Raw genomic sequence first — 26,186 nt, forward strand, 5'->3', positions numbered from 1 at the left:
CGCCGAGCGCTGGACGGAGGCTGGCAGCCCGGCGCCGACCGTGACACCTCGGCGGGCGATGTTCGGCCCGCTCGCGATCCGTTCGACGCAGCCGCGCGCGCCGCACGGGCACGGGTCGCCGTCGAGGTCGACGCTGATATGGCCGATGTGACCCGCGTTGCCGGTCGGCCCGGGATGCAGCTTCCCGCCGAGCACGAGGCCGCCGCCGACGCCGGTGGAGACGACCATGCACAGAGCGTTGTCGTACCCCTGGGCCGCCCCCTGCCAGTGCTCGGCCGCCGTGATCGCCACCCCGTCGCCGATCAGCTCGACGGGCAGCCCGCCGGTGAGCCGGCGGACCCGGTCCACCAGCGGATAGCCGCGCCAGCCGGGGATGTTGACCGGGCTGACCGTACCGAGCGAAGCGTCCACGGGACCCGCGCTGCCGATACCCACGGCTTCCGCGCGCACCCACAGCGGTGAGGCCGCGAGCTCGCCGTGCACCTGCTCGACGGCGCGCATCACCGTGTCACCGTCCTCCTGCGCGGGCGTCGGACGCTGCGCACGGACCAGGATCCGGCCGGCGCCGTCCACGAGCGCACCGGCGATCTTGGTGCCGCCGATGTCGAGCGCGGCGACGAGGTGGTTCTGCATCACGGTCGGTCTCCTGGTCGGTGAGAGCTCCCCCTGGCCCCCAAAGACACAACTTCTCCAGGTCGCAGAGGCAGGTCGACAGTCTCTCCCGGGCTGACAACGTTGTCTAGGCTCTATGCTCGACGCCACACGTATGCGAACCCTCCAGGTCCTGTCGTTCAGGCACGGCCAGGTGGCGCGTACGGCGAAACACCATGCGCACCGAGCACTTGAGGACAGGACGGCATACGTGGCGGAAACAGCCAGGGGGACCGAGAGCCGCTACGGCAACAGGCCCACCATGAAGGACGTCGCCGCGCGCGCGGGAGTCGGCCTCAAGACGGTCTCCCGGGTCGTCAACGGAGAGTCCGGGGTGACCCCCGACACCGAACGCCGGGTCCAGGAAGCCATCGAGGCGCTGGGCTTCCGGCGCAACGACAGTGCGCGCGTGCTGCGCAAGGGCCGGACCGCGAGCATCGGTCTCGTACTGGAGGATCTCGCCGACCCGTTCTACGGGCCGCTGAGCCGTGCGGTCGAGGAGGTGGCGCGGGCACACGGCGCGCTGCTGATCAACGGGTCGAGCGCCGAGGACCCGGACCGGGAACAGGAGTTGGCGCTGGCGCTGTGCGCACGCCGGGTCGACGGCCTGGTGGTGATTCCCGCCGGTGACGACCACCGCTATCTCGAGCCGGAGATCAAGGCCGGGGTCGCCACGGTGTTCGTGGACCGCCCGGCCGGGCGGATCGAGGCGGACACGGTTCTCTCGGACAACTTCGGCGGGGCGCGGGACGGTGTCGCGCATCTGATCGCCCACGGGCACCGGCGGATCGGCTTCATCGGCGACCAGCCGCGTATCCACACCGCGGCTGAGCGCCTGCGCGGCTACCGTGCGGCGATGGAGGACGCCGGTCTGGCGGTCGACGACGCCTGGGTGTCCCTGGGCACGACCGACGCGGGCCGAGTGCGTACGGCGGCCGAGGCGATGCTGACCGGTCCCGACCCGGTGACGGCCATATTCGCGGGCAACAACCGCGTGACCGTCACGGTCGTACGGGTCCTCGCCGGCCTGTCCCGCCCGGTGGCCCTGGTCGGGTTCGACGACTTCGAGCTGGCGGATCTGCTGCAGCCGGGCGTGAGCGTCGTCGCGCAGGATGCGGCGGCGTTGGGGCGGACTGCGGCGGAGCGGTTGTTCAGGCGGCTTGACGGTGCGCAGGATGTGGCGCCGGAGCGGATCGAGTTGGCGACGCGGCTGATCGCGCGGGGGTCCGGCGAGGTGCCGCCGGCTGGGTAATGGGTGCGGGCGGAGTGGTTGGTGGGTGGGTGCGGGTGGCGCCTGCGGCGGGCTGATTTCCCCTACCCGCCCCTTCCCGAAACCGGGGCTTCGCCCCAGGCCCCGCATCCGAACTTCGTTCGGATCTCCTCAAGCGCCGGAGGGGCTGAAAGATCTGCTCAAGCGCCGTAGGGGCTGAGTTGGGCTGAATGGTTCAGCAGACCGGAAGGCCCGGCACCGGGGCATCGTTGGCGCCGCCCTCGATGTAGACGTCGCTGATCCAGACGTCGGTGTTGCCGCTGTCGTCGTCGGTCTTGGACCACCACACGTTGGTCCACTCGCCGTGGGTCTCCCGGCGGCCCAGATTCGACTGGCAGTAGAAGTAGTTGGTGCCGGCGTTGAGAACTCCGGCCTCGCTGCCGGATGCCGTGTACGACGTGGCGGTGCGCCAGACCTGGCAGTTGTACTTGCCGCCGCCGATCGGCTGGCACATCGGCGCGGGATCACCACCGCCACTCGCCGCTCCCCCGCCCGTACCGCCGCTGTCGGAGCCGCCGGAGCCCGAGCCTCCTGAGTCGGAGCCACCGCTGCCCGAACCGCCGCTGTCCGTACCGCCGTTGCCGGATCCACCGGAGGTGCCGCCGTCGGCGCCGGCCGGCTTCGAGGGCGTCGGCGACTCCTTGTCGGCCGCCTTGGAATCCTTCGGCTTCGGCGAGGTGCTGTCGCGTGGCGATGCCTCGTCCGTCGTCGGCGCCTTGCCGTCCGAGGACGAGGACTCGGCGCCGGATCCCGGAGTGCGCTGCTGTGATGCCGAATTCCCCGGCGTATCGGAATCGCCGAGGAGCAGATATCCGCCGCCCGCGGCCGCGAGAACGGCAACCGCCGCGGCGACCACCAGCGCGGCCCGGCCACGGCGCCGCGGCTCAGGCGGGGGCGCGGAGGTCACGACGGGGTCGGGCTGCTGCCAGGCCGGTGGCCCGAACCCCGGCGGCACCGGACCCGGCCGGCTCACTTCGGTGGGCACGGGCGGCACACTCGGCACGGCCCGCAGCGCCGCGGTGGGTGCGTCGTCAGGCGCGGAGTCCGCGACCTCGCGCAGCAGCCGCGCCGCCCCGTCCGCGTCCGGGCGCGCCTGCGGGTCCTTCGCCATGAGCAGCTGCAGTACGGGAGTGAGCGGCCCGGACCGTACCGGCTCCGGCAGCGGTTCGACCACGATCGCGGTCAGCGTCGACCAGGTCGAGGTGCGGCGGAAGGGCACCGAGCCCTCGACCGCGCCGTACAGCGTGGCACCGAGCGCCCAGACATCGGAGGCGGGTCCCGGGTCCTGGCCCTGTGCGCGTTCGGGCGCCAAGTAGTCGAGGGAGCCGACGAGTTCGCCGCTGCGGGTGAGATGGGTGGAGGAGCCGTCGCCCGGGTCCTCCATCGTGGCGATGCCGAAGTCCGTGAGGACGACGCGCCCGTCGCCGGCCAGCAGGATGTTGCCGGGCTTGACGTCGCGGTGCAGTACTCCCGCGCGATGCGCGGCCGCCAGCGCGTCCATCACCTCGGCGCCGATGCCGGCCGCTTCGCGCGGGCTCAGCGGCCCCCGTTCGCGCAGCACCGCGTCGAGGGACGGGCCGTCGACCAGCTCCATGACGATCAGCGGCCGGCCGTCCGCCTCCACCACGTCGTGCACCGCGACGACTCCGGGGTGGCGGACCCGGGCCGCGGCGCGGGCCTCGCGCTGCATCCGTACGCGCAGCGCCGACAGTTCGGGTCCGGCCGCGTCCGAATAGGTACGCAGTTCCTTGACCGCGACCTCGCGGCCGAGGATCTCGTCATGGCAGCGCCATACGACGCCCATGCCGCCGCGCCCGAGCTGTGACACCACCCGGTAGCGGCCGGCGAGCACCCGCCCCTCGCCCGTGTTCTCCCCCGAAGACACCACTGCCCCGTCCGTCCGTCACGCGTCGATTCGCGTACAGACTACGGGGCAGCGATGACAGCCGGACCGGCTGCCGGGAGTTACTTCGCGGAGGCGGTGAGGTCCGCTCGGCGCGGGCCCGAGTACGTCTGGAGGCGGGCCAGGGTGAGGCCGGTGAGGCGGGTGACCTCGCCGGTGTCCAGGGCGCCGCAGTCGAGGCCGCGCAGCAGGTAGCCGGCCAGGGCCTTGGCGGTGGCGGGCTCGTCCATGACGGCGCCGTCCACGTGGTTGGCATACGCGGCGAGGCGCTTGGCGGCGGCCTCGAAGCCCTCGCGGTAGAAGGCGAAGACGGCGGCGTAGCGCGTCGGGATGTGGCGGGGGTGCATGTCCCAGCCCTGGTAGTACGCGCGGGCCAGGGCGCGGCGGGTCAGACCGTAGTGCAGGCGCCAGGCCTCGTGGACCTGCTCGGTGGTGCCGATGGGCAGCACGTTGGTCGAGCCGTCGGAGACACGGACGCCGGTGCCGGCCGCGGCCACCTGCATGATGGCCTTCGCGTGGTCGGCGGCCGGATGGTCGCTGGCCTGGTAGGCGGCGGAGACGCCGAGGCAGGCGCTGTAGTCGAAGGTGCCGTAGTGCAGTCCGGTCGCGCGGCCCTCGGCGGCGTCGATCATCTTGGCCACGGTCGCGGTGCCGTCGGCGCCGAGGATGGACTGGCTGGTCTCGATCTGGATCTCGAAGCCGATACGGCCGGCGGCGAGGCCACGGGTCTTCTCGAACTGCTCGACCAGGCGCACCATCGCGGTGACCTGCTCGGGGTAGGTCACCTTCGGCAGTGTGAGGACCAGGCCCTCGGGGAGACCACCGGCCTCCATCAGGCCGGTGAGGAAGACGTCGAGGGTGCGGATGCCGCGGTCGCGGACCGGGGCCTCCATGCACTTCATGCGGATGCCCATGTACGGGGCGGCGGTGCCGTTCTTGTACGCGTCGGCGATCAGCTGCGCGGCGCGGGCGGCGTCGGCGTCCTCGTCCTTGCCCTTGTAGCCGTCCTCGAAGTCGACCCGGAGGTCTTCGATCGGCTCGCGCTCCAGCTTGGCGCGTACGCGGTCGTAGACCGGTGCGGCAAGCTCGTCGCTCAGACCCAGCACCTTGGCGAAGGTCTCGGCGTCCGGCGCGTGCTCGTCGAGGGAGGAGAGGGCCTGGTCGCCCCAGGACCGTATGGTGTCGGCCTGGAAGACCTCGCCGGGGACATAGACGGTGTGCACGGGCTGACGGGTGCCGGGGTCTCCCGGGTAGCGGCGCTCGAGCTCCGCGTCGACCGGGGCGAGGGAAGCGCTGATCTCCTCGCTGAACGCACCCGCGAGGCTCGTCGCCACCTTCTCTTGCTGACCCATTCCGGCACCCTCCGCTTTCGTGTTCCGCTGAGCGTTCACCGTGAAAGTTTCCGCTCCACGGAATCAACAATCCGTATAGCGAAGTTATCCGGGGACCTTCCCGCTGGTCAACACCCTCTTGCGCCACCGCCGAACGGGGCATGGTCACCGTGAAGCCCGTCCCTCTCATCGTGACCGCAACACGAGGAGTCCGCGTGCCGACCGACGTCATGTCCTTCAACCTCCGCCACGCCGGTGACAAGCGCCCCAACAGCTGGGCGGAGCGCCGCCCCGCCATGGCCGAACTGCTCCGTGCGACAAGACCCGCCGTGATCGGCACCCAGGAGGGCCTTTTCCAGCAGCTCCGAGACATCGAAGCCGACCTCGACCGGCGCTACGCCTGGATCGGCACCGGACGCTCCGGTGGCAGCCGCGGCGAGTTCATGGCGGTCTTCTACGACAGCGGGCGACTGGCTCCCGTGGAGTACGAGCACTACTGGCTCTCGGACACCCCGGATGTCATCGGCTCCAACACCTGGGGCGGCAGCTCGATCCGCATGGTGACGTGGGTGCGGCTGCGGGATCTGTGGACCGGGGGCGAGTTCTACGTGGTCAACACACACCTGGACGTGTCCAGCCGGCTCGCCCGCACACGGTCCGCCGAACTCATCGCGTCGCGGCTCGGTGATCTCGACGGGTCCCTGCCGGTGATCCTGACCGGCGACTTCAACGTGCCGGCCCACGCGGATCCGGTGTACGACACGCTGCTCGGCGCGGGTCTCGCCGACAGCTGGGACAGTGCCGAGCGGCGAGGCACGGCCTACGCGACCTTCCACGGCTACGGGCCGCTGGTCCCCGACGGCGACCGGATCGACTGGATCCTCACCTCACCCGGTGTGCGCACGCTCTCGGCCGAGATCGACACGTTCTCGCTCGGCGGCCAGTTCCCCAGCGACCACCTGCCCGTACGGGCGCGGCTCGCGCTTCCGTGAACAGGCCGAAGGCCCCCGGGATCCGCGTACCGGATCCCGGGGGCCTTCGGGGACGAGCTCAGCCCTTGCGGGTCTCGATCTCCTGGGTCAGCTGCGGGACGACCTCGAAGAGGTCGCCGACCACGCCGTAGTCGACCAGGTCGAAGATCGGGGCCTCGGCGTCCTTGTTGACGGCCACGATGGTCTTCGAGGTCTGCATACCGGCGCGGTGCTGGATCGCACCGGAGATGCCGTTGGCGATGTACAGCTGCGGCGAGACCGACTTACCGGTCTGGCCCACCTGGTTGGAGTGCGGGTACCAGCCGGCGTCCACCGCGGCACGCGAGGCACCGACAGCGGCACCGAGCGAGTCGGCCAGCTTCTCGATGATCGAGAAGTTCTCGGCACCGTTGACACCACGGCCACCGGAGACCACGATCGCGGCCTCGGTCAGCTCCGGGCGGCCGGTCGACTCACGCGGGGTGCGCGAGACGACCTTGGTGCCGGTCGCGGCGGCCGAGAAGGAGACCTCGAGGGCCTCGACGGCGCCGGCGGCCGGGGCGGCCTCCACAGCGGCCGAGTTGGGCTTGACCGTGATGACCGGAGTGCCCTGCGAGACACGGGACTTGGTGGTGAAGGAGGCGGCGAACGCGGACTGCGTCGCGACCGGACCCTCGTCACCGGCCTCGAGGTCGACGGCGTCCGTGATGATGCCGGACTTGATACGGACCGCGAGACGGGCCGCGATCTCCTTGCCCTCGGCGGAGGACGGCACGAGCACGGCGACCGGCGACACGGCCGTGTACGCGGCCTGCAGCGCGTCCACCTTCGGTACGACGAGGTAGTCGGCGAACTCCGGGGCGTCCGCGGTCAGGACGCGGGTCGCGCCGTGCTCGGCGAGCGCGGCCGCGGTGTCCGCGGCGCCGTTGCCGAGCGCGACCGCGACGGGCTCGCCGATACGGCGGGCCAGGGTCAGCAGCTCCAGGGTGGGCTTGCGGACGGCACCGTCGACGTGGTCGACGTAGACGAGAACTTCAGCCATGGGACTTCTTCTCTCCTGCAAGTACGAAGCTTTTGGGGGCGGTTGCCGGGCTCAGCGAGCCATGGCCACGCAGGGGCCTGGATGAACTTCTGGCTCGCGAGGCTGTGCCTAAATGAACTTCTGCTCCGCAAGGAAGGCGGCCAGCTGCTTGCCGCCCTCGCCCTCGTCCTTGACGATCGTGCCGGCGGTGCGGGCCGGACGCTCGGCCGCGGAGTCCACAGCGGTCCAGGCACCCTCGAGACCGACCTCGTCGGCGTCGATGTCCAGGTCGTCGAGCTCCAGCGCCTCGACCGGCTTCTTCTTGGCGGCCATGATCCCCTTGAAGGAGGGGTAACGGGCCTCGCCCGACTGGTCGGTGACCGACACGACGGCCGGCAGCGCGGCCTCGAGCTGCTCGGAGGCGGTGTCGCCGTCACGGCGGCCCTTGACGGTGCCGTCCTCGACGGAGACCTCGGAGAGCAGCGTGACCTGCGGGACGTTCAGACGCTCGGCCAGGATCGCCGGCAGCACGCCCATGGTGCCGTCGGTGGAGGCCATACCGCAGATGACCAGGTCGTAGCCGGTCTTCTCGATCGCCTTGGCCAGCACCAGCGAGGTGCCCATGACGTCGGTGCCGTGCAGGTCGTCGTCCTCGACGTGAACGGCCTTGTCGGCGCCCATCGACAGCGCCTTGCGCAGCGCGTCCTTGGCGTCCTCGGGACCGACGGTAAGCACGGTGATCTCGGCGTCGTCCGCCTCATCGGCGATCTGGAGCGCCTGCTCCACCGCGTACTCGTCGAGCTCCGAAAGCAGGCCGTCGACGTCTTCGCGGTCGACGGTCAGGTCATCGGCGAAGTGCCGGTCGCCGGTGGCGTCGGGCACGTACTTCACACAGACAACGATCCTCAAGCTCACGCCGGCTCTCCTACTGCATCGTCTTGACTGGGCTGGCTGCTGCCTCGTACCAGGCAGCATAGGCGCCTGGAGCGGCGGATCCCGGACGGGGCGGCCCGCGCTCCGCTCGGAATGTTACTAGTCAGTACACCTCGCACTTACCCGCTGAGCAAGCGCTTGGAACTGTGACCTTCCCAACGGTGGCACAGAGTGTCAATGCAGGTGGCGCGTGTGCGGCACGAGGGGACGTGAGCCGCCACACACCGGACCGCACGGCTCCGTGACGCGCTCGTGCGAGGACCGCGCCGTGAGCGCGTGAAGCCCGTTACAAGATCGCACAAGGACGGCAATACGCCCCATCTACCGTCAAAAGCCGGGTAACGGGCCGCCCGGAAACCCCTCCGGGCGGGCCGTCCCACTCATTGAAGGGAGCACCCTCATGCGTACGCACCTGCGCACCGCCATCGTCACCCTGACCGCCACCGTGGCCATCGGCTGCTCCGCCGCGGGCGCCTTCGCACTCGGCCAGGACCAGCCCGCTGCGCCCCGGTGCGGCACGGCCTCGCTCTCCGACGCACACGGCAACGAGGTCAACCAGGCGCCGCCGCACGCGAAGCGCACGTACGTGAAGACGGTGAAGCTCAAGGGCGGGATGAGCGCGAAGGTCTACAAGCTCGCGAAGAGGGGCCACCAGGCCGAGCTGTTCCTCGGCAGGGCGCACCTCGGGACGATCACGGCCGTGGAGATGGGCGAGCTGACTCTGAACGACGGCGTCCATGTGAAGCTGACGCCCGACGGCACCATCACGTCGTGGACCGAGATGAACAGCTGAGCGGCCGGCCGCCGCCCCGCCCGTCAGGCCTCGCGCAGGCCGTTGAAAGCGCCCCCGTGGTAGAGCAGCGGGCTTCCCTCGCCCGACGCGTCGCCCGCGACGACCTCGGCCACGATCAGACGGTGATCGCCGGCCGGGACGCGGGCCAGGATGCGACAGGTGAGCCAGGCCAGGACACCGTCCAGGACCGGGACCCCGTGCGGACCCTCGTGCCACGAGGTGGGCGGGGCGAACCGGTCCGCGCCGCTGCGGGCGAACCGCGCGGCCAGGTCGCGCTGATGCTCCCCGAGTATGTGCACGCCGATGTGGTCGCTCCCCGCGATCGCCGGCCAGCTGGAGGAGCCCGTGGCGACGACGAAGGAGATCAGGGGCGGCTCCGCGGCGGCGGAGGTGAGCGAGGTGGCGGTGAAGCCGACGGGCCGCTCCCCCTGCGCGGTGATCACCGCGACACCGGCCGCATGCCGCCGGAACACCGCGCGCAGCAGCTCGGGCGAGCCCGGCTGAACGGGCGGGGTGTTCCCGGTGGGCTGCGCGGGCACGGCGTACTCGATCGACATGCCCTCAGGCTTTCGATACGTGTCCGATGCAGTCAAGTCGCCCCGGAGATCTGGGAGAAGGCTCACGGGGCGCTTCCCGGCCTCCGTCATACCGCCGCCCCGAGCGCGGCGATCACATCGGCCTTCCGCGGCTGGCCACTGGCCCGCCGTACGACGCGGCCCCCGGCGTCGAGGACCAGCACCGTCGGGGTGCGCTCGATCTCCAGCTGCCGCATCAGCTCCAGATGGTCCTCGGCGTCGATCTCGATGTGCCCGACCCCGGAGACCATCGCGGCGACCTCCGCCAGCACCCGCCGGGTCGCCCGGCACGGCTGGCAGAACGCGCTGGAGAACTGCACGAGCGTGGCCCGCTCCCCCAACGCGGTCCCCAACTCCCGCTCCGAGAGTGCCACCCGGCCTGGCTGCACCGTGTTTCTCCTGCCGTGTCGAGGGAACTTCGCCAAGTGCAGCGCTCCGCCGACCGCAAAGATTCCCGGGCCTGCGGCGCGCCCTGAGGGAGGTTCACCGATGTACGCAGAGAGTTCCGCTTGCGTACGTGATGAGAATCTCTCGCCACCCGGGGCGTTCAGGGTGGCTGTTCCGGTCGGCATGGGGCACGATCTCGCCAAGCCCTGAAACCTACGGGCGCGTAAGTTCGAGCCCGGGAGACCCCGTCCCAGGCCAACGGAAGGGTCTCCCTCACCCATGGCAGAACTCGTCTATCGCCCGGTCATCGGAGCAGCGCTGACCATGTTCAAGGCGCTGGATCTGAAGATCGACCTCAAGGGCTCGGAGCACATTCCGCGTACGGGCGGGGCAGTCCTGGTCAGCAACCACATCAGCTACATGGACTTCGTGTTCGCCGGGCTCGCGGCCCGTCCGCAGAAGCGTCTGGTGCGGTTCATGGCGAAGGACTCGGTGTTCCGCCACAAGATCTCCGGGCCGCTGATGCGCGGGATGAAGCACATTCCGGTGGACCGCGCGCAGGGCGAGCTGGCCTACGCCCACGCCCTGGACTCGCTGCGCAAGGGCGAGGTCATCGGGGTGTTCCCGGAGGCGACGATCTCCACCTCGTTCACCTTGAAGAGCTTCAAGTCGGGTGCCGCGCGCATGGCGCAGGAGGCCGGCGTCCCGCTGATCCCGGTGGCGCTGTGGGGCACGCAGCGGGTGTGGACCAAGGGGCGGCCGCGCAATTTCAAGCGCTCCCACATCCCCGTCACCATTCGCGTGGGCGAGCCGATCGAGGCTCCGAAGGACCAGTTCGCGGGCGCGATCACGCGGCGCCTCAAGGACCGCGTCCAGGAGCTCCTGGAGGCGGCTCAGCGCGCCTATCCCGTACGCCCCAAGGGCGCGGACGACACCTGGTGGGTGCCCGCGCACCTCGGCGGCACGGCCCCGGCGCCCGCGCAGGCGCGAGAGGCCGAGGCCGGCTGAGTACCGCTTCCGCTTTACTCCGGGGCCCGCACGGTGAGCTGGGCCCCGGGGCTGAACTTCTCGAGCAGTTCGGCCAGTTCCGCGCCGGCCGCTTCGAGGCCCGCGTTCTCGCCCATGCCCTCCAGGAGGAACAGGGCGTTCGTCGAGGTGTCGTCGAGGCAAGTGCGGGGGCCCTGCCGCCAGTTCCAGCGGCGGCACGTCACCCCCTGGTCGTCGCACCAGACGACCTCGCCCGCCTCCGGATGGTCCACGACCTGCTCCCCGGAGACGACGGTCACGAAGTCCTCGGCCCCGGACGCACGGATGAGCCGCATGCCGCCCTGGATCCGGTCGAGATCCTCGCCGCCGACCGGGATCAGATGGGCCACGCTGATCGCGTTGTAGACATCGACCAGCGTGTTGATCCGGGGAAGCCCCGCATCGCTCAGCGCCCTCTTCGCCAGCGCCTCCGCGGAGTTCCTCGTGCGGTTGGGCTTGGCGCCGAAGGCGGTGTAGGCCGCGCGCCAGTCCGCCATGTGCGGGTCCTCGTGCGGGGCGCGCCCGTCGAGCCGCTCGGCGAGCCGACGCACGGCGTCGTCGAGAAGAGCCGAAGTGGCCTCCGTGCTGGGCGTGTTCACGAGGTCGTACGCCTCGATGGCGATGTGGTGGAAGCCGGGCGCGAGCGCACGGACATCGTCGGAGACAGTGAGCTGGACGGGCATGGCCTGCCTTAGAGAATGAGCGAGTCCGGAAGGTTCTCCCACAGGTACGGGCGGTCCGGAGCCTTGCGCAAAGCGTCGAGCACCACCCGGTGCGGTACATCAAACAGTACCGGATAGTCCACCTCGCTGGACTCCGCATCGGGCACCCAGGCAAGCCGCTCGCCGTCGAGCGAGAACTGGGCGTCAATGCCCGGCTTGTTCCCGCGGGGATCCTGCCGATGCCAGGCTCCGCGGAAACGGACGGCGATCAGGCCGTGGACACACCAGCCCGTACCGGCGTCATAGGCGAGGCGCTGGTAGCAGAGGGCGGTCGGGATGTCCTCGGCTCGCAGCAGCGCGGTCAGCGCGTGGGCCTTCGCGTGACAGATGCCGGTGCCCTGCTCCAGGACGTCGGAAGCCCGCCAGGTCACCCTCATGTCCCCGCTGTCGGCGGAGTGCGGGATGGTGTCGCGCACGAACTCGAAGGCCGCGCGAGCGTATGCATATGAATCTGCGGCCTCTTTCGCGAGACGCGCAGCGGTCTCCCGTACGAGCGGATGACGATGATCGATGACGTCATCGGCCGCCAAGTACGCAGAGAGGTCGGGGTTTTGCTGGATCAGCTGCATGGCACGCGAGCATAGGTATGCGACCGAACGCAGGTCAATGCCTTTACGTTCGATCGCATACCTATGCACTACCTGCGGTGAGCGACTAGCGCGCCATCTCTTCCTTGAGCGCCGCCAGGAAGGAGTCCACGTCGTCCTCCGTCGTGTCGAAGGCACACATCCAGCGGACGTCGCCCGCGGCCTCGTCCCAGAAGTAGAAGCGGTAGCGCTCCATCAGGCGCCGGCTGACGTCGTGCGGGAGCCTGGCGAAGACCGCGTTGGCCTGGACCTCGTGCAGGATCTCGACGCCGTGCACCGCACGCACGCCTTCGGCCAGGCGCTGCGCCATCTCGTTGGCATGACGGGCGTTGCGCAGCCACAGGTCCTTGGCGAGCAGCGCCTCCAACTGCACCGAGACGAAGCGCATCTTGGACGCGAGCTGCATGGACAGCTTGCGCAGATGCTTCATGTGGCTGACCGCGTCCGGGTTCAGGACCACGACCGCCTCACCGAAGAGCATGCCGTTCTTGGTGCCGCCGAGAGAGAGGACGTCGACGCCGGCGCGCGAGGTGAAGGTGCGCATCGGGACGTCGAGCGAGGCGGCCGCGTTGGCCAGCCGGGCACCGTCCAGGTGCACCTTCATGCCCCGCTCGTGGGCATGGTCGCAGATCGCGCGGATCTCCTCGGGCGTGTACAGGGTGCCCAGTTCGGTGTTCTGCGTGATCGAGACGACCTGCGGCATCGCCCGGTGCTCGTCGTCCCAGCCGAACGCCTCCCGGTCGATCAGCTCGGGCGTGAGCTTGCCGTCGGGCGTCGGGACGGTCAGCAGCTTCAGGCCGCCGACCCGCTCGGGCGCCCCGCACTCGTCGACGTTGATGTGTGCGCTCTCCGCACAGATCACCGCCCCCCAACGGTCGGTGAGCGCCTGCAGCGCCGTGACGTTGGCGCCGGTGCCGTTGAACACCGGGAAGGCCTCGGCGCTCGCGCCGAAGTGGGCGCGGATCAGCTGCTGCAGATGCGCGGTGTAGTCGTCCTCGCCATAGGCGACCTGGTGGCCGCCGTTGGCGAGGGCGAGGGCCGCCAGGACCTCGGGGTGCGCACCCGCGTAGTTGTCGCTCGCGAAGCCGCGTATCTCGGGATCGTGGTGGCGCTTGGCGTCCGTTTTCGGAGGGTTCGCCGGGGTCACGGCTGCTCGGTCAGCCACAGGCGCTTTCCGTTCACTTCCTGGGCGGGCCGCTCCCAGACTCCGGCGATGGCCTCGGCCAGCTCCTTGACGTCCGTGAAGCCCGCGAACTTCGCGTTCGGGCGCTCGGCGCGCATCGCGTCGTGCACCAACGCCTTCACGATCAGGATGACAGCCGCCGCCGACGGACCCTGCTCGCCCCCCGCCTTGCGGAAGGCGTCACCGAGGGCCAGGGTCCAGGCTTCCGCGGCCGCCTTGGAGGCGGCGTACGCGGCGTTGCCCGCGGTGGGCTTGCTCGCACCCGCGGCGCTGATCAGCACATAGCGGCCGAAGTCGCTGCGCAGCAGTCCGTCGTGGAAGGCGAGCGAGGTGTGCTGCACTGTGCGGATCAGGAGCTGGTCGAGGAACTTCCAGTCCTCGAGGTCGGTCTCCATGAACGACGAGCTGCCGCGCCAGCCGCCCACGAGGTGTACCAGGCCGTCGATCCGGCCGAACTCCTTCTCGGTGCGCGCGGCCCAGTCCTTGGCCGCGTCGAGGTCGAGCAGGTCGACGGTGTCACCGGTGACCGTGGCACCGCCGTGCGCATAGCGCGCAGCGTCCACGGCCTCGGCGAGGCGGCTGGCGTCCGCGTCGGAGGCCACGACGGTCGCGCCCGCCTCGGCGAGGCGCAGCAGGGTGGCGCGCCCGGCCGCTCCGGCGGCTCCCGCGACGGCGATCACGGCGCCATTGAGTGCTCCGTTACCGTTCATGGCCCTCACCTCCGGCCGATGGCTCACGCGGCCACCCGCTCAGCGCTCTCCGCGGTGATCCCCCGGGTCGAGGCGATCACGTTCTTGAGCTTCTTGGACAGCGCCTCATAGAACAGGCTCAGCGGAAACTCGTCCGGAAGCACCTCGTCGACGAGCTTGCGCGGCGGCAGGCTGGTGTCAAGCGCCTCGGGGCCCTTGGCCCAGCGCGAGCCCGGGTGCGGCGACAGATAGCGCGAGACGAGCTCGTACGCGGCGAACCAGTGCACCAGCTTCGGGCGGTCGATGCCGGCCCGGTACAGGTCCTCGATCTCGCCGCACAGCTGGTTGGTGATCTGCGGGGCGCGCTGCCAGTCGATGTGCAGCTTGTTGTCCGTCCAGCGCACCACGTCGTGCTGGTGCAGATACGCGAAGAGCAGCTGGCCGCCGAGTCCGTCGTAGTTGCGCACGCGCTCGCCGGTCACCGGGAAGCGGAACATCCGGTCGAACAGCACGGCGAACTGCACGTCGCGGGCCTGCGGTACGCCCTCGGCCTCCAGCTTCACGGCCTCCTTGAAGGCGGTGAGGTCGCAGCGCAGCTCCTCCAGGCCGTACATCCAGAACGGCTGGCGCTGCTTGATCATGAAGGGGTCGAAGGGCAGATCGCCGTGGCTGTGGGTGCGGTCGTGGACCATGTCCCACAGGACGAAGGCCTCCTGGCACCGGGCCTGGTCGCCGATCATCTCCTGGATGTCCGCGGGCAGTTCGAGCCCGAGAATGCCGACGGCGGCCTCGGTGACCCGGCGGAAGCGGGCGGCCTCGCGGTCGCAGAAGATGCCGCCCCAGCTGAACCGCTCGGGGGCCTCGCGCACGGCGATGGTCTCCGGGAACAGGACCGCGGAGTTGGTGTCGTAACCCGAGGTGAAGTCCTCGAAGGTGATGCCGCAGAACAGCGGGTTGTCATAGCGGGTGCGCTCGAGCTCGGCGAGCCACTCCGGCCAGACCATCTTGAGGACGACGGCCTCGAAGTTGCGGTCCGGGTTGCCGTTCTGCGTGTACATCGGGAAGACCACGAGGTGCTGCAGTCCGTCGGCTCGGTGGGCCGCGGGCTGGAAGGCCAGCAACGAGTCCAGGAAGTCCGGGACTTCACAGCCGTCGGCCGCCCAGCGGCGCAGGTCGCCGGTGAGCGCGGTGAGATACGCGGCGTCGTGCGGCAGCATCGGCGCCAGCTGCTCCACGCCCGAAATGACCCGGTCCACCTGGGAGTTGACCTCGCCCTTCGAGGGCGCACCCTCGGCGGTGAAGTCGACCGAACCGTCCGCGGACTGCCAGACCCTGAGCGTTTCGACCGCATCCTTGAGCATGGGCCAGGCCGGGTGGTCCACCACCCGGTCCGCGGGAGGAACAGCTCCCCCGATTGCGTCCTGCACAAGAATTTCCGTCATGCCACTTCCTCCACGGGAGAACCTCGCGTAAAGACACCGTATGCATGCGAGGTTCTCCACCACAAGAGGGGCCTCGGGAAATTATCCTGCGTCACCCCCATGTCCACCGGAATTCTTCCTGTCCGTCACGGTCGAGGCGATCGCGGTGACGACGCCCGCCAGTGCGGTACGGGCGTCCTCGAGCAGCTCGCCGAACCCGAAGAATCCGTGGAACGCCTGCGCGAAGTGCGCCTCCGTGACCGGTACGCCGGCCGCGCGCAGCGCCTCCGCATAGGCGAGCCCCTCGTCGACGAGGGGGTCGCAGCCCGCGGTCACGATGTGCGCGGGCGGCAGACCGGCGAGCTCTCCATGGAGCGGCGAGATCCGCGGATCGGCGCGGTCGGCCGGCGCGATCGCGCCGATGTACTGCTCGTCGAACCACTGCATATGTGCGCGGGTGAGGAAATATCCGTCCCCGTTCGTCTCGTACGAGGGCCACTCCCGCGACATGTCGACCACCGGGTACACGAGCACCTGCAGCGCGAGAGCCGGTCCGTCGCCGTCCCGGGCGGTCTGCGCGGTGACGGCGGAGAGATTGCCGCCCGCGCTGTCGCCCGCGACGACCAAGGCGCCCGGCTCACCGCCGAGTTCGGCCACGTGCTCGGCGGCCCAGAGCAGCGCGGCGTACGCGTCGTCGACAGCGGCCGGGAAGGGGTGCTCGGGCGCGAGCCGGTAGTCCACCGAGACGACGGCCGCGCCCGCACCTCGGCAGATCCCGCGCGCGGTGCCGTCGTGCGTGTCCAGATCGCAGACCGCGAACCCGCCTCCGTGCAGGAAGACCACGGTGGGGCGGGGCCCTGGGGCCTCGACGGGGTCGGGCAGATAGATGCGTACGGGTATCTCGGGAGCACCGGGCGGGCCGGGGATCGTGCGGTCCTCGACCGAACCGACCGCCGGCGGCTCCCACGGGGGCTTCGGGTTCGCGGCCAGGATGCCGCGGGCCTCGGCCGCGTCCGTGACCGCGCCCCCGAGATCGGGGAAGACGGCGCTCATCAGATCGGCAAGGGCGCGGGCCTCGGGGGTCAGGCGGTCCTGCCCCGGAACGGCTTCGGTGCTCATCGGCTCTCCTCCAGGCGCTGCTCGCGCCGCTCGTCGCGGAAGTGCGGGATGACCTTCTCGCCCCACTGCCGGATGGTCTCCATGCAGGCTTCCTGGGGCACCGTGCCCATCTGGATCAGGCACATGATCTCGTCGGCGCCCGCGTCGCGGAGCCGCTCGACGTAGGCGATGGCGTCGTCGGCGGTGCCGTAGGCGTGGTCCGCGTTGAAGGTGGCCGTCGCGGTGGGGCGCACCGGGATGTGGTGCTCGTTCAGCCGTGCCACGACCTGCTCGGCGGCCTCGCGCATGGCAGCGGCCTCGTCGGCCCCTTCCACCACGGCTTCGTCCGGGATCCCCGCTCCGCCGTACCAGTGCCCGATGGACTGCGCGAAGAAGCGCTGTCCTCGGATGCCGATGCGCTGTGCCCTCTCACGGTCGTCGAGCACGATCGTCGGACACAGTACGGAGAAGTGGTCGTTGACGACAGAGGAGACGAAGCGTCCGCCGTCGCGTGCGTCCACCGCCGCGTCATAGGCCTGGCGCATCTCCTTGATGGACTCGGGTCCCGCGAACCCCATCACCAAAGCGCCGATGCCGAGTTCGGCAGCTTGACGCAGGGTGTCGGTACGGCTGCACGCGAGGAAGAGCGGCGGGTGCGGGGTCTGCCGCGGACGGGGCAGGATCGGGTGCGGATCGATGTCGATCAGCTCGCCGTGGTACTCGAGTTCGTCCTCCTGCCAGGCCTTGCCGATGATCCTGAGCGCCTCCTCGACCTCCTGGGTGGTGCGGTCCTTGTCGACGCCGCACAGCGAGGTCTCCTGTTCGGTGCCACCGCGCCCCGCTCCGAGGTCGAGCCGTCCGCCGGAGAGCAGATCGAGCATCGCGGCGCGTTCGGCGACGCGGGCGGGGTGGTTGAAGTTGAAGGGCATGCAGACCACGCCGTGCCCGATGCGGATGGTGCTGGTCTTCGCCGCGACCCAGGTGAGGAAGATCTCGGGGGCGCTCATGTGCGCGTACCACTTGAGGGAGTGGTGCTCGACGGCCCATATCCGGTCGAAGCCCATCTCCTCGGCGTGGACGGCCTGTTCCACACAGTCGCGGATCACCTGGTGCTCGCGCTCCACGGTCGGGTCGGCCAGCTGGGCCTCGAAGATCACGGAGAACTTCACTGTTCCTCCTGGGAGTTGGGCCCCTGGCGGGCACCCGGCGCCATATGCCTAATAGCTATATGACTAGCCGTCAGGTCTCGAAGTGGCAAGGGATACGGCACAGGCATTGCATCCGCGGACCGGCCCCTCTTGAATGCGCGCATGGCTGATCAGCACACGTCCGTGCCGCCCCCTGCGGACCGCGCCCTGCCGGCGACCGCGTGGGCGGTGCTCGGGCTGCTCTCGTTCCCGGGCGAGCGGACGGGGTACGAGCTGAAGAAGTGGGCCGATGCCTCGCTGCGGTTCTTCTACTGGTCCCCGGCGATCAGCCAGATCTACGCGGAACTCCGGCGGCTCGAGTCCCTGGGATACGTGACCTCACGGCGTTCAGGGCCGGAGGAGCCGCGGACGAAGCGCACGTACGCGATCACCGCCTTGGGGCGCGGCGCGCTGGCCGACTGGGCCGGCTCGGCGCAGGACGCGGGCGCCGCGGTGCTCAAGCATCCGCTGCTGCTGCGGGTCTGGCTCGGGCACCTGACCTCGCCGGAGCATCTGCGCGAGCTCGTGGTCGAGCACATCGCCCGCACCAAGGGCGAGTTGAAGGAAGTCGTGGACGCGAGCGCGCAGGCCGAGGGCGTCGAGGCGTGGGCGCATCCGCAGATAGCGCTGAGGTGGAGCGAGCGGCGCCTGAAGTCGGAGCTCGAGCTGGCCGAGGCGATGCTGGCGGATCTGGACGAGCTGCCGACGTAGCGCTGCGCCGACGTAGCGTTGCGCCGACGCCGAAGTGACTTGGCGCTGCGCCGACGCCGCAGTAATGCTGTCGCGTCAAAGCGCACAGGACTCGCCCACGCGCGGGTGACACGGATTCGCCGCACGGGGCGAACCAGCGCTAGGACAGGGGTCCCACCCCCACTGTCTGTCGGAGCGCCGCCACCGTGAGTACCCGTGCCGTTCTTGTCGCCGCCGTGATCACCGGCCTGATCCTGGGCATCGCCGGAGCGCGAGCGGACGCCTCCGTTTCGCCCCGCGCATCCGGGTACATGTCTTCAACGGGCCGTTAGGCTGCGGGCTGCCGTGTGGGGCGTGGGACCGCAACCACGCGGACGAGCACAGACAGCTTGAGAGCCGCCCGTCGACGGAAGCGAGTGAACCTTGAACTTCGTCACCATCGGTCATCGCGGAATCATGGGTGTGGAACCCGAGAACACTCTCCGCTCCTTCATCGCCGCGCAGCGTGCCGGGCTCGATGCCATCGAGCTCGATCTGCATCTGAGCAAGGACGGCGCGCTGGTCGTCATGCATGACACCGACGTGGACCGCACCACCGACGGGCGCGGCCCGATCGCCGAGAAGACCCTGGCCGAACTGCGCGAACTCGACGCGGGCCAAGGCGAGCGCGTCCCCGTCTTCGAGGAGGTCCTCGATGCGGTGCGCGCTCCGCTGCAGGCCGAGATCAAGGACGTCGCGGCCGCACGGGCGCTCGCCGAGGTGATGCACCGGCGTGATCTGGTCGGGCGCGTCGAGGTCAGCTCGTTCCACGACGAGGCGGTCGCGGAGATCGCCAAACTGGTACCGGGGGTACGCACGGTACTGATCGCCAGCCGCTACGGCACCGATGTGGTGGACCGTGCCGTGGCGGTGGGCGCGCAGGCGCTCGCGCTGAACATCCGGCGCGTCACACTCGAGACGGTGGAGCTGGCCCGCAAGGCGGATCTGCGGGTGATCGGCTGGGTGGTCAACACCCAGGACCACCTGCGCCTGGTGCGCGCCCTGCAACTCGACGGCGCGACGACGGACTACCCGGAGATCAAACGCACGGGCCGTTTCACCGCCTGACCCGGAGCCCGGCCGCCACCGCCACCGCAGGCCGTCAGACGAGCGGCTTCACCAGGAGCTCGAACTTCAGGTCCGGCCTCAGCGGCACACCGAAGCGCTCATCGCCGTACGGGAAGGGCGTGAACTTGCCCGTACGGCGATAGCCGCGCCGCTCGTACCAGGCGATGAGGTCCTCGCGCTGGGCGATCACCGTCATATGCATCTCGCGCACCCGCCACTCCTCGCCGGCGAACCGCTCCGCCTCGGCGAGCACGGCCTTGCCGAGGCCCCCGCCCTGCAGCCCGGGCCGTACGGAGAACATGCCGAAGTACGCGGCGTCGCCCCGGTTCTCGAGCTGGCAGCAGGCCACGAGATCCTCCCCGCGCAGGGCGACGACCAGCCGGCTGCCCGCGGCGTCGATGACCTCCCGGACCCCGTCGGGGTCGGTGCGCTGACCGTCGAGCAGATCCGCCTCGGTGGTCCAGCCGGAACGGCTCGCATCCCCGCGGTACGAGGATTCGATCAGCGCGACGAGCGGGTCGATGTCGGCGTGGGTGGCATCGCGGAAGGTGAGTTCACCGGCGGCGGGGCGGGCGTCCATCGGGTGCGCCTTTCACGGGTTTCGGATCCATGTGCGGTCGGGCGTGAGCGTAACCCGGGCGCGCTAGCCTCGACGAGCATGGTCCATGTACTGAGCAGCCGTGTGCTTCTGCGTCCCACTGATCCCGAGCGCAGCCGCGCGTTCTACGGGGACGCGCTGGGTCTGGAGATCTATCGCGAGTTCGGCACGGGGGCCGAGCGCGGGACCGTGTACTTCCTGGGCGGCGGATACCTGGAGGTCTCCGGTCGCGCGGACCGGCCGCCCGCCCCGGGGATGCAGCTGTGGATCCAGGTCGCCGATGCCTCGGCGGCGTACGGAGAACTCAGCGGCAAGGGCGTACGGGTGCTGCGCGAGCCGAAGCTGGAGCCGTGGGGTCTGATCGAGATGTGGATCGCCGATCCCGACGGGGTGCGGATCGCGGTGGTGGAGGTGCCGGCGGAGCATCCGCTGAGGTACCGGCCGTGACGGGCGCTACCTCTGAGGTACCGGCCGTGACAGGCACTACCTCGAGGTACCGGCCGTGACCCGCTGAGGTACCGGCCCTGACGGGCGCTACGCGCTGTTCTCGAAGGTCCAGTCCTCAGGCAGCTCGCCCTGCTCGATCGTGAACGTGGCCAGGAAGTACTCCGCCTGACCGCAGTTCACGTTCTCGGCGCCCGTGAGGTCCGCCGATACGACACCGTCGTCCACCTCCAGGCGGGCCCCGGTGTTCTGGCAGCCGGGCAGGACGAAGGCCAGGCCGGTCTCGCCCTCGGAGGGCCGGGCGGTCAACTCCTCGTGCGCCTGCGGCAGGTTGGCCGCCTTCGCCGCCTCGAGTGCCGCGTACATCCGGTCGGCGTCGCCCTCGGGGCCGAGTCGCGTGGGCCGCAGGTTCTCCCGTGACGGTGCCTGGAGGGGGCCCAGCTCGACGAATCCGGTGCGCGTTCCCGGACTGTCGCCCCCGTCGAGGAAGCCGCACCCGCACAGAAGGAGCGCGAGGGCCGCTGCGGGCAGGGTGCGGGTGAGTGAGCGCATGCAAGGTTGACGTGGGCGGATGCGAGAGCGGTTCCGTTCGTGCGGGCCCGCCGCCAACACGTGGCCCCTTGGTCTACACCAATCACCGTCATCCCCGTATCCTCATCCGTGGCCAGTAGCACCTCCCCCCACCCACGTTGCGTGCTGGCACGGGCGATTCCACCGCACACTGCCCCCAGCAGCCGGGTACCCCCATCGTCGCCTCGCCTCCAGGAGGATCACGGTGAACGTTCGCACCAGAACCTCGGCGGTCATCGGCACCATCTGCCTCGCCGCTTCCTTAGCCCTCTCCACGGCCTCCGCCGACGAGTCCGAAGCTCCGGCCCAAGCCCCACCGGTCGCCCTCACCGAAGTGGCCAAGGCCCAGAATCCGATCGCCGGCACCGCCGGTCCTGGCGGCACCCTCTGGGTCGCCGAACGCGCGGGAACCGTAAGGGTCCTGGGCAAGCAAGGGCTCGGCAAGACCGTGCTCGACATCTCCGACGAGACCACCACCGACGGCGAACGCGGCCTGCTCGGCATCGCGTTCAGCCCCCGGTTCACGCACTTCTACATCTCGTACACGAACCTCGAAGGCACCAGCACCATCGACGAGTTCGCGGTGCGCAGCGGCAGGATCGTGCCGGACACCCGGCGCACCGTCCTCACCCAGGCCCAGCCGTACGCGAACCACAACGGCGGTGACATCCGGTTCGGCCCCGACGGCTATCTCTACATCGCGCTGGGCGACGGCGGCTCGGGCGGCGATCCGCACGGCAACGGTCAGAACCTCGACACCCTGCTCGGCAAGCTGCTGCGGATCGATCCGCGGGGCGGCACGCCGTATGCGATCCCGAAGGACAACCCGTTCGTCGGCGACCCCGCCGCCAGGGACGAGATCTGGGCGTACGGACTGCGCAATCCCTGGCGGTTCTCCTTCGACTCCGACAAAGGCGATCTGCTCATCGGCGACGTCGGCCAGAGCGACTGGGAGGAGATCGACTGGGCTCCGGCGAGCAGCAAGGGCGGGGAGAACTATGGCTGGTCACAGATGGAGGGCACCCATCCGTTCCGCGGCGGCACGGAGCCCGCGAACCATGTGCCGCCGGTTCACGAGTACGACCGCACCGGTCTCGGCTGCTCGGTGACCGGTGGGTTCGTGTACCGGGGCGAGTCCATCAAGGCCCTGCAAGGGCAGTACGTGTTCAGCGACTACTGCGACGGCACCCTGCGCACCCTGCAGATGGAGAACGGCAAGGTGACCGGTGTCGGTGACCTGGGTGTCAGCGGCGGGGAGGTCATCTCGTTCGCCGAAGGCTGCAACGGCGAGCTGTACGTGCTGGCGCAGAGCGGCAGCGTGTTCCGGGTCGATCCCGCCTGACGTCGGAACCGGTGATCAGGGACGCGCTGCCCCTCGGCAGCGCGTCCCGTCAGCGGTCCGTCGGATCCGCTCACGCGGCGACCGGATCCGCTGAGCAGTCGAGCAGTCCCGCTCAGCGGTCGAGCAGTTCCGCGAGCCGTGTCAGGAAGACCGCCTGCGCCTTGACCAGCTTCACCGGCGCCTCGTCGAGAGACCACCAGGCGACCTTGTCCAGCTCCGGGAACTCCTGCATCCGACCGGAGCCCTTGGGCCACTCCATCGAGAAAGTGCCCGGCACGACGCACGCCGGGTCGAGGTCCGCCCCCACCGCCCAGACCGTGACGATCTTGCCGTTCGCCTGCCGCGTCTCCCCCAGCGCTTCGTAGGGTCCCGCGGGCGGCGGGACTCCGAGCTCCTCCTCGAACTCCCTGCGCGCCGCGTCCATCGGGGCCTCGTCCGGTTCGTACTCGCCCTTGGGAATGGACCAGGCACCGGCATCGCGCCGGGCCCAGAAGGGCCCGCCCATATGCCCCAGGAGGACCTCGGTCCGCCCTGCCGTGCCGCGGTGGAGCAGCAGTCCTGCGCTGCGCTTCTCGGTCATCGCCTCAGTAAAACAGCCGGTGGCGCTCACCGCCGCAGCTTCGTCTCCAGCCACCGCACACCGAAGGCCGTGAGGTCGCGCGCGTCGAACATATGACTCGCTGCCGCCCCGACGTGCCCTTTCACTCCGCCCCCTGCGGCGAGGAAGTCTTCGGCGATGACCTCGAAGGCGTCCCGCTCCTCGCCGACCACAGATGTGTAGTCGAAGGCACCCTCGGACGAGTCGATGTCGTGGAAGCGACGCCAGACCCTGCGGCCGTCGATCTCGATCGGCTGCTCGTAGTCCACGAAGCGCTTGCCGGGCGCCTCGGCCAGCGCCTCCGCATGGTGCAGAAGCGTCAGCGTGTCCAGCGGGGCGCCCAACAGGAGGACCTTGCCGCCCAGTTCGACCAGTCGCGCGAGCGGGGTGCCGGGACCGTGCGGGTCGTCCCAGGGGTGGTCGTCCATCAGCCGGTGCGCCGCCGCGCCCAGTGCGGCGAAGCTCGCGTCGGGGTGGCGGCTGCGCACGGCGCCCGGCTGCAGGCGCAGCGCTTCGGGCAGCCGGCCGTACGAGTGGTCGGCCTCGGAGCGTTCCGGGTCGAAGGCCGGATGCCCGGCGCGGATCTCCTCCTGCCACTCGGCCGGCCAGGTGGTCCACTCGTACGGCGGCGCGTCGTTCCAGCCGCACGTGACCATCAACGTGCCCTGTTCGCCCACGACTTCACGCAAGGCGTCGATGACCGTCCGCGAGCCGCCGGTGACGTAACCGAGGGCGGACAGGCGCGTATGGAACATCACCGTGTCGCCTGCGTGCAGTCCGAGCGCGCTCAGGTCGCGCACGAGACGGGCGCGGGTGACAGGGCCTTCGGAGCGCTTCAGGAGGGCGAGTTCATCCACGCCCACAACGTAGTCGTACGGTCCCTCGCGGGCGAACGCTTACTGGCTCCCGTACGGGCGAATGCTCAGGCGGTCCAGTCCGGGCGCCGTCCCAGGTACTTCAGCAGCTCCTCCACCGCGTCGTCCCCCGGCTGCGCCGGCACGACCGGGGCGAAGGCGAAGGCCCGCAGCGGCTCGACGAACTGCCGGGCGGCGTCGAGGAGTTCGGCCGCGAGCTCGACGGTCAGCGGTGACTCCTGGCCGGTCGCGACCGCGATGTCCCAGGCGTGCACAGCGGCGTCCAGCGCGCAGGCGTTCGCCCCGAGCGCGGCGGACATCTTGTTCGGCGGCAGCGGTACGGGGACTTCCGCCTGGTCCACGGGAATCCGCGACCAGGCCTCTGCGGCGGCGCGCACCGCCGCCTCGGCCACCGCCGCCGGCTCGTCGCCCAGTTTCCCGGAGGGCGCGAACGGGTCCTCGGAAGGACCGGTGCCCTCACCGAGGAAGGCGGCGTAGCCGAGTTGGTCACCTGCCGCGTGCTGAAGAACCTGGGTGGCATTCCACTCACTGCACGGCGTGGGCCGGTCCCAGTCACCCGGGGCGACGCCGCGGACGGCGGTGAGCAGAGCTTCGTGGGACTGGGCGAGGACGGGCCAGTTCGTGGATGCGCTCATGGTGCCACCTCTCCGATTCCGGGCAGGGGAGGTCACCTTGGCAGAAAAGCGATGTCCGGACAACGGATGCGCCGCGCGTGCTCTGTCAGTCGCTCGAGTGCTCTGTCAGTCGAACGCGTCCGTCAGGCAGTCCGTCCGGCAGGCGCCGGCCTCGAAGCGCTCCCGCAGCGCCTGCGCCGCCAGATCGCGCGGCACGGGGTGGTGGCCGAACTGGGCGGACATGACGCGGATGACGTCGTCGACGCGGATGATGGCCGGTTCGTCGGGGGCGGCCTGGCGCCGGGCCGCCACGATCGCCATATCGGCCGCTCTGCGCAGGCGTTGGGCGAAGAGACGTTCCTGCGCGAGGCGCGCGCGGATGGGATCGAACGGCCGGCGGAGCCTCCCCCGCCAGAGCAGGCCGACCAGCACGAGCACGACCCCGGTCGCCACGACCAGCAAGCCGATCGGATCCGTCGCCACCGCTTCCCCCACCGCCGCTCACACCCGCGCCCCGCTCCAGGGCTCCCCCATTGCGCTCCCCTGTGTACACCCGTGCGCCGCGTACGACCCCACGACTGCGGGCATCGACCTCACGACACCGTCGAACGGGGAGGTGCCCGGTGCACGGACCGGCGTCGGCAGGCTGGCTGCTCGTCGCGTTATGTCTGGGGATGGGGGCGTACTGCCTGCTGCGGATGCGCAGTTCACTGGACGAGCAGCGCACGGGCGCGGGCGGTGAGGCGCTGATGGGGTTCGCGATGGCGCTGATGGCTGTGCCCGCCGCGGTCCTCACGCCGCCCGCCGCGCTGTGGTGGGCGTACGTCGCCGTCTTCGGTGCAGCGGCCGCGTACGAAGTGATGCGGGCGCGCAGGGCCGCGCACCATGTGCACCACCTGGTCGGTGCGCTGGCGATGGTCTACATGTCCTTGGCCATGACCTCCGGCGGCGGACACCACGGCTCGGCGGGCGTGCCGCTGCTGACCGGTGCGCTGCTCGTGTACTACGCCGCGTACGTGCTGCGCTCGGGGCTGCGGCTGATGCCCGCGGCAACCGGCGGGGCGCCGGTCACGGCGACGGTCACCGGGTGGGGCGACCGGACCGAGCTGGCGATGGCGTGCAGGCTGTCGATGGGGATCGCGATGTTCGCGATGCTGCTGACGATGTGAAGCGGTCACAACGGATGTTTCCGGCATACGGTTCGTGGCGTCCGTCACTTGCCTGTGCGGCCCGTACCGCCCGGTAGCGAGCCCAAATAGGCTGGGCGGCATGATGGTCCCTGCCGCCCTGCTGGTGCTCGGCGCGCTCACCGCCGTTCTGGCACCCCGTCTGCTCGCGCGCGCCAGATGGCCGGAGCGCGAGCCGGTCGTGGCGCTGTGGATGTGGCAGTGCGTGATCGCGGCAGTGCTCCTGTGCTGCCTCCTGTCGATGCTGCTCAGCGCCGCGGGAGCCTGGCAGCAGGTGCGCGGACACGTCTTCGCACCCGCTCCGCACGGCGTCGTCGAGGCGTACGCGCTCGGGGCGGGCGGCCCGTGGGCGGCCACCGTCGCCGTCCTCCTTGCCTGCGGGGGCCTGTGGACCGGGGCGATGCTGACCCGCG

The 26,186-nt window shown here is 70.3% G+C and carries 29 protein-coding genes and 1 pseudogene; 10 read left to right on the plus strand and 20 right to left on the minus strand.

Features of this window, described 5'->3' with window-relative positions:
- Positions 1–633 (minus strand): ROK family protein (locus ABT367_RS31300; protein ID WP_352256669.1); only part of this gene is annotated, 633 nt, incomplete at its 3' end.
- A 229-nt stretch (positions 634–862) separates the two neighbouring features.
- On the opposite strand from ABT367_RS31300, the gene ABT367_RS31305 reads away from it, so the two are divergent.
- The gene (locus ABT367_RS31305) at positions 863–1,903 is read left to right on the plus strand and encodes a LacI family DNA-binding transcriptional regulator (RefSeq protein ID WP_352256645.1); all 1,041 of its coding nucleotides are present in this window, start codon (positions 863–865) and stop codon (positions 1,901–1,903) included.
- Between the two features lie 193 nt (positions 1,904–2,096).
- Here the strand turns inward: ABT367_RS31305 and ABT367_RS31310 are convergent, their stop codons facing one another.
- Both ABT367_RS31310 and ABT367_RS31315 read right to left on the minus strand, forming a co-directional pair.
- Positions 2,097–3,806 carry a serine/threonine-protein kinase gene (locus ABT367_RS31310; protein ID WP_352256670.1) on the minus strand — a complete coding sequence of 570 codons (1,710 nt, stop codon included), beginning with the start codon at positions 3,804–3,806 and terminating at the stop codon, positions 2,097–2,099.
- An 80-nt stretch (positions 3,807–3,886) separates the two neighbouring features.
- A complete protein-coding gene (locus ABT367_RS31315; protein WP_352256646.1) occupies positions 3,887–5,176 on the minus strand; it encodes a DUF6986 family protein in 1,290 nt (429 codons plus the stop codon).
- Between the two features lie 140 nt (positions 5,177–5,316).
- Between ABT367_RS31315 and ABT367_RS31320 the strand changes: the two genes are divergently transcribed.
- A complete protein-coding gene (locus tag ABT367_RS31320) occupies positions 5,317–6,147 on the plus strand; it encodes an endonuclease/exonuclease/phosphatase family protein (protein ID WP_434975579.1) in 831 nt (276 codons plus the stop codon).
- 58 nt (positions 6,148–6,205) lie between these two features.
- Here ABT367_RS31320 and ABT367_RS31325 read toward each other — a convergent pair whose 3' ends face one another.
- Together ABT367_RS31325 and ABT367_RS31330 are read right to left on the minus strand one after the other, a co-directional pair.
- Entirely contained in the window at positions 6,206–7,168 is a 963-nt protein-coding gene (locus ABT367_RS31325; RefSeq protein ID WP_352256647.1) for an electron transfer flavoprotein subunit alpha/FixB family protein, read from the minus strand.
- Between the two features lie 108 nt (positions 7,169–7,276).
- The gene (locus ABT367_RS31330; protein ID WP_352256648.1) at positions 7,277–8,062 is read right to left on the minus strand and encodes an electron transfer flavoprotein subunit beta/FixA family protein; all 786 of its coding nucleotides are present in this window, start codon (positions 8,060–8,062) and stop codon (positions 7,277–7,279) included.
- Between the two features lie 418 nt (positions 8,063–8,480).
- Between ABT367_RS31330 and ABT367_RS31335 the strand changes: the two genes are divergently transcribed.
- A complete protein-coding gene (locus ABT367_RS31335; RefSeq protein WP_352256649.1) occupies positions 8,481–8,873 on the plus strand; it encodes a hypothetical protein in 393 nt (130 codons plus the stop codon).
- A 23-nt stretch (positions 8,874–8,896) separates the two neighbouring features.
- Here the strand turns inward: ABT367_RS31335 and ABT367_RS31340 are convergent, their stop codons facing one another.
- Positions 8,897–9,430 (minus strand): flavin reductase family protein, encoded by a 534-nt coding sequence (locus ABT367_RS31340; RefSeq protein WP_352256650.1) that lies wholly within the window; start codon positions 9,428–9,430, stop codon positions 8,897–8,899.
- A gap of 86 nt (positions 9,431–9,516) precedes the next feature.
- Positions 9,517–9,837, minus strand: coding sequence for a thioredoxin family protein (locus ABT367_RS31345; RefSeq protein WP_352256651.1), 321 nt, complete (start codon positions 9,835–9,837; stop codon positions 9,517–9,519).
- Between the two features lie 277 nt (positions 9,838–10,114).
- Here ABT367_RS31345 and ABT367_RS31350 point away from each other — a divergent pair, with 277 nt between their 5' ends.
- On the plus strand, positions 10,115–10,843 hold the full coding sequence (locus ABT367_RS31350; RefSeq protein WP_199549472.1) for a lysophospholipid acyltransferase family protein: 729 nt from the start codon (positions 10,115–10,117) through the stop codon (positions 10,841–10,843).
- Between the two features lie 14 nt (positions 10,844–10,857).
- On the opposite strand, the gene ABT367_RS31355 is transcribed toward ABT367_RS31350, so the two are convergent.
- The 7 genes from ABT367_RS31355 to ABT367_RS31385 all read right to left on the minus strand — a co-directional run bounded on the left by ABT367_RS31355 (position 10,858) and on the right by ABT367_RS31385 (position 17,730).
- Positions 10,858–11,544 (minus strand): B3/B4 domain-containing protein, encoded by a 687-nt coding sequence (locus ABT367_RS31355; RefSeq protein WP_352256652.1) that lies wholly within the window; start codon positions 11,542–11,544, stop codon positions 10,858–10,860.
- Between the two features lie 8 nt (positions 11,545–11,552).
- A complete protein-coding gene (locus ABT367_RS31360; protein WP_352256653.1) occupies positions 11,553–12,152 on the minus strand; it encodes a transglutaminase-like domain-containing protein in 600 nt (199 codons plus the stop codon).
- Between the two features lie 85 nt (positions 12,153–12,237).
- On the minus strand, positions 12,238–13,317 hold the full coding sequence (locus ABT367_RS31365) for a threonine aldolase family protein (RefSeq protein WP_352256672.1): 1,080 nt from the start codon (positions 13,315–13,317) through the stop codon (positions 12,238–12,240).
- Positions 13,314–14,063, minus strand: coding sequence for an SDR family oxidoreductase (locus ABT367_RS31370; protein ID WP_352256654.1), 750 nt, complete (start codon positions 14,061–14,063; stop codon positions 13,314–13,316). The genes ABT367_RS31365 and ABT367_RS31370 overlap by 4 nt, the downstream gene beginning before the upstream one ends.
- Positions 14,064–14,086: 23 nt before the next feature.
- Positions 14,087–15,484 (minus strand): DUF6421 family protein, encoded by a 1,398-nt coding sequence (locus tag ABT367_RS31375; protein WP_352256655.1) that lies wholly within the window; start codon positions 15,482–15,484, stop codon positions 14,087–14,089.
- Between the two features lie 81 nt (positions 15,485–15,565).
- Entirely contained in the window at positions 15,566–16,582 is a 1,017-nt protein-coding gene (locus ABT367_RS31380; RefSeq protein ID WP_352256656.1) for an alpha/beta hydrolase, read from the minus strand.
- The gene (locus ABT367_RS31385) at positions 16,579–17,730 is read right to left on the minus strand and encodes an LLM class flavin-dependent oxidoreductase (protein WP_352256657.1); all 1,152 of its coding nucleotides are present in this window, start codon (positions 17,728–17,730) and stop codon (positions 16,579–16,581) included. Before ABT367_RS31385 ends, ABT367_RS31380 begins: the two co-directional genes overlap by 4 nt.
- Positions 17,731–17,871: 141 nt before the next feature.
- On the opposite strand from ABT367_RS31385, the gene ABT367_RS31390 reads away from it, so the two are divergent.
- On the plus strand, positions 17,872–18,459 hold the full coding sequence (locus tag ABT367_RS31390) for a PadR family transcriptional regulator (RefSeq protein WP_352256658.1): 588 nt from the start codon (positions 17,872–17,874) through the stop codon (positions 18,457–18,459).
- Positions 18,460–18,861: 402 nt separating this feature from the next.
- Positions 18,862–19,545 (plus strand): glycerophosphodiester phosphodiesterase, encoded by a 684-nt coding sequence (locus tag ABT367_RS31395; RefSeq protein WP_352256659.1) that lies wholly within the window; start codon positions 18,862–18,864, stop codon positions 19,543–19,545.
- 34 nt (positions 19,546–19,579) lie between these two features.
- On the opposite strand, the gene ABT367_RS31400 is transcribed toward ABT367_RS31395, so the two are convergent.
- Positions 19,580–20,125 (minus strand): GNAT family N-acetyltransferase, encoded by a 546-nt coding sequence (locus tag ABT367_RS31400; RefSeq protein WP_352256660.1) that lies wholly within the window; start codon positions 20,123–20,125, stop codon positions 19,580–19,582.
- Positions 20,126–20,203: 78 nt separating this feature from the next.
- Here ABT367_RS31400 and ABT367_RS31405 point away from each other — a divergent pair, with 78 nt between their 5' ends.
- Positions 20,204–20,590, plus strand: coding sequence for a VOC family protein (locus ABT367_RS31405; RefSeq protein WP_352256661.1), 387 nt, complete (start codon positions 20,204–20,206; stop codon positions 20,588–20,590).
- 87 nt (positions 20,591–20,677) lie between these two features.
- Here the strand turns inward: ABT367_RS31405 and ABT367_RS31410 are convergent, their stop codons facing one another.
- Positions 20,678–21,139: a hypothetical protein gene (locus ABT367_RS31410; RefSeq protein ID WP_352256662.1), complete on the minus strand. Its 462-nt coding sequence runs from the start codon at positions 21,137–21,139 to the stop codon at positions 20,678–20,680.
- A 223-nt stretch (positions 21,140–21,362) separates the two neighbouring features.
- Between ABT367_RS31410 and ABT367_RS31415 the strand changes: the two genes are divergently transcribed.
- Positions 21,363–22,499, plus strand: a complete 1,137-nt coding sequence (locus ABT367_RS31415) for a PQQ-dependent sugar dehydrogenase (protein ID WP_352256663.1) — start codon at positions 21,363–21,365, stop codon at positions 22,497–22,499.
- 112 nt (positions 22,500–22,611) lie between these two features.
- Here ABT367_RS31415 and ABT367_RS31420 read toward each other — a convergent pair whose 3' ends face one another.
- The 4 genes from ABT367_RS31420 to ABT367_RS31435 form a co-directional block, all read right to left on the minus strand.
- Positions 22,612–23,079, minus strand: a complete 468-nt coding sequence (locus ABT367_RS31420) for an NUDIX domain-containing protein (RefSeq protein ID WP_352256664.1) — start codon at positions 23,077–23,079, stop codon at positions 22,612–22,614.
- A 26-nt stretch (positions 23,080–23,105) separates the two neighbouring features.
- A complete protein-coding gene (gene aac(3) / locus ABT367_RS31425) occupies positions 23,106–23,954 on the minus strand; it encodes an aminoglycoside 3-N-acetyltransferase (RefSeq protein ID WP_352256665.1) in 849 nt (282 codons plus the stop codon).
- A gap of 65 nt (positions 23,955–24,019) precedes the next feature.
- On the minus strand, positions 24,020–24,607 hold the full coding sequence (locus tag ABT367_RS31430; protein WP_352256666.1) for a TIGR03086 family metal-binding protein: 588 nt from the start codon (positions 24,605–24,607) through the stop codon (positions 24,020–24,022).
- A 105-nt stretch (positions 24,608–24,712) separates the two neighbouring features.
- Positions 24,713–25,069, minus strand: coding sequence for a hypothetical protein (locus ABT367_RS31435; RefSeq protein WP_352256667.1), 357 nt, complete (start codon positions 25,067–25,069; stop codon positions 24,713–24,715).
- 191 nt (positions 25,070–25,260) lie between these two features.
- On the opposite strand from ABT367_RS31435, the gene ABT367_RS31440 reads away from it, so the two are divergent.
- Positions 25,261–25,755, plus strand: coding sequence for a DUF5134 domain-containing protein (locus ABT367_RS31440; RefSeq protein WP_434975580.1), 495 nt, complete (start codon positions 25,261–25,263; stop codon positions 25,753–25,755).
- 100 nt (positions 25,756–25,855) lie between these two features.
- Positions 25,856–26,186: pseudogene (locus tag ABT367_RS31445) on the plus strand (M56 family peptidase); the annotation flags it as partial.

This window comes from Streptomyces mesophilus (assembly GCF_040300965.1).
Lineage (GTDB): Bacteria > Actinomycetota > Actinomycetes > Streptomycetales > Streptomycetaceae > Streptomyces > Streptomyces mesophilus_A.

Coding starts and splice junctions, on each gene's coding strand:
- ABT367_RS31315 (WP_352256646.1), bottom strand. CDS start 5,176: ATGGGTCAGCAAGAGAAGGTGGCGACGAGCCTCGCGGGTGCGTTCAGC.
- ABT367_RS31320 (WP_434975579.1), top strand. CDS start 5,317: ATGGTCACCGTGAAGCCCGTCCCTCTCATCGTGACCGCAACACGAGGA.
- ABT367_RS31325 (WP_352256647.1), bottom strand. CDS start 7,168: ATGGCTGAAGTTCTCGTCTACGTCGACCACGTCGACGGTGCCGTCCGC.
- ABT367_RS31335 (WP_352256649.1), top strand. CDS start 8,481: ATGCGTACGCACCTGCGCACCGCCATCGTCACCCTGACCGCCACCGTG.
- ABT367_RS31340 (WP_352256650.1), bottom strand. CDS start 9,430: ATGTCGATCGAGTACGCCGTGCCCGCGCAGCCCACCGGGAACACCCCG.
- ABT367_RS31350 (WP_199549472.1), top strand. CDS start 10,115: ATGGCAGAACTCGTCTATCGCCCGGTCATCGGAGCAGCGCTGACCATG.
- ABT367_RS31355 (WP_352256652.1), bottom strand. CDS start 11,544: ATGCCCGTCCAGCTCACTGTCTCCGACGATGTCCGTGCGCTCGCGCCC.
- ABT367_RS31360 (WP_352256653.1), bottom strand. CDS start 12,152: ATGCAGCTGATCCAGCAAAACCCCGACCTCTCTGCGTACTTGGCGGCC.
- ABT367_RS31370 (WP_352256654.1), bottom strand. CDS start 14,063: ATGAACGGTAACGGAGCACTCAATGGCGCCGTGATCGCCGTCGCGGGA.
- ABT367_RS31375 (WP_352256655.1), bottom strand. CDS start 15,484: ATGACGGAAATTCTTGTGCAGGACGCAATCGGGGGAGCTGTTCCTCCC.
- ABT367_RS31380 (WP_352256656.1), bottom strand. CDS start 16,582: ATGAGCACCGAAGCCGTTCCGGGGCAGGACCGCCTGACCCCCGAGGCC.
- ABT367_RS31390 (WP_352256658.1), top strand. CDS start 17,872: ATGGCTGATCAGCACACGTCCGTGCCGCCCCCTGCGGACCGCGCCCTG.
- ABT367_RS31400 (WP_352256660.1), bottom strand. CDS start 20,125: ATGGACGCCCGCCCCGCCGCCGGTGAACTCACCTTCCGCGATGCCACC.
- ABT367_RS31405 (WP_352256661.1), top strand. CDS start 20,204: ATGGTCCATGTACTGAGCAGCCGTGTGCTTCTGCGTCCCACTGATCCC.
- ABT367_RS31410 (WP_352256662.1), bottom strand. CDS start 21,139: ATGCGCTCACTCACCCGCACCCTGCCCGCAGCGGCCCTCGCGCTCCTT.
- ABT367_RS31420 (WP_352256664.1), bottom strand. CDS start 23,079: ATGACCGAGAAGCGCAGCGCAGGACTGCTGCTCCACCGCGGCACGGCA.
- ABT367_RS31430 (WP_352256666.1), bottom strand. CDS start 24,607: ATGAGCGCATCCACGAACTGGCCCGTCCTCGCCCAGTCCCACGAAGCT.
- ABT367_RS31440 (WP_434975580.1), top strand. CDS start 25,261: ATGGGGGCGTACTGCCTGCTGCGGATGCGCAGTTCACTGGACGAGCAG.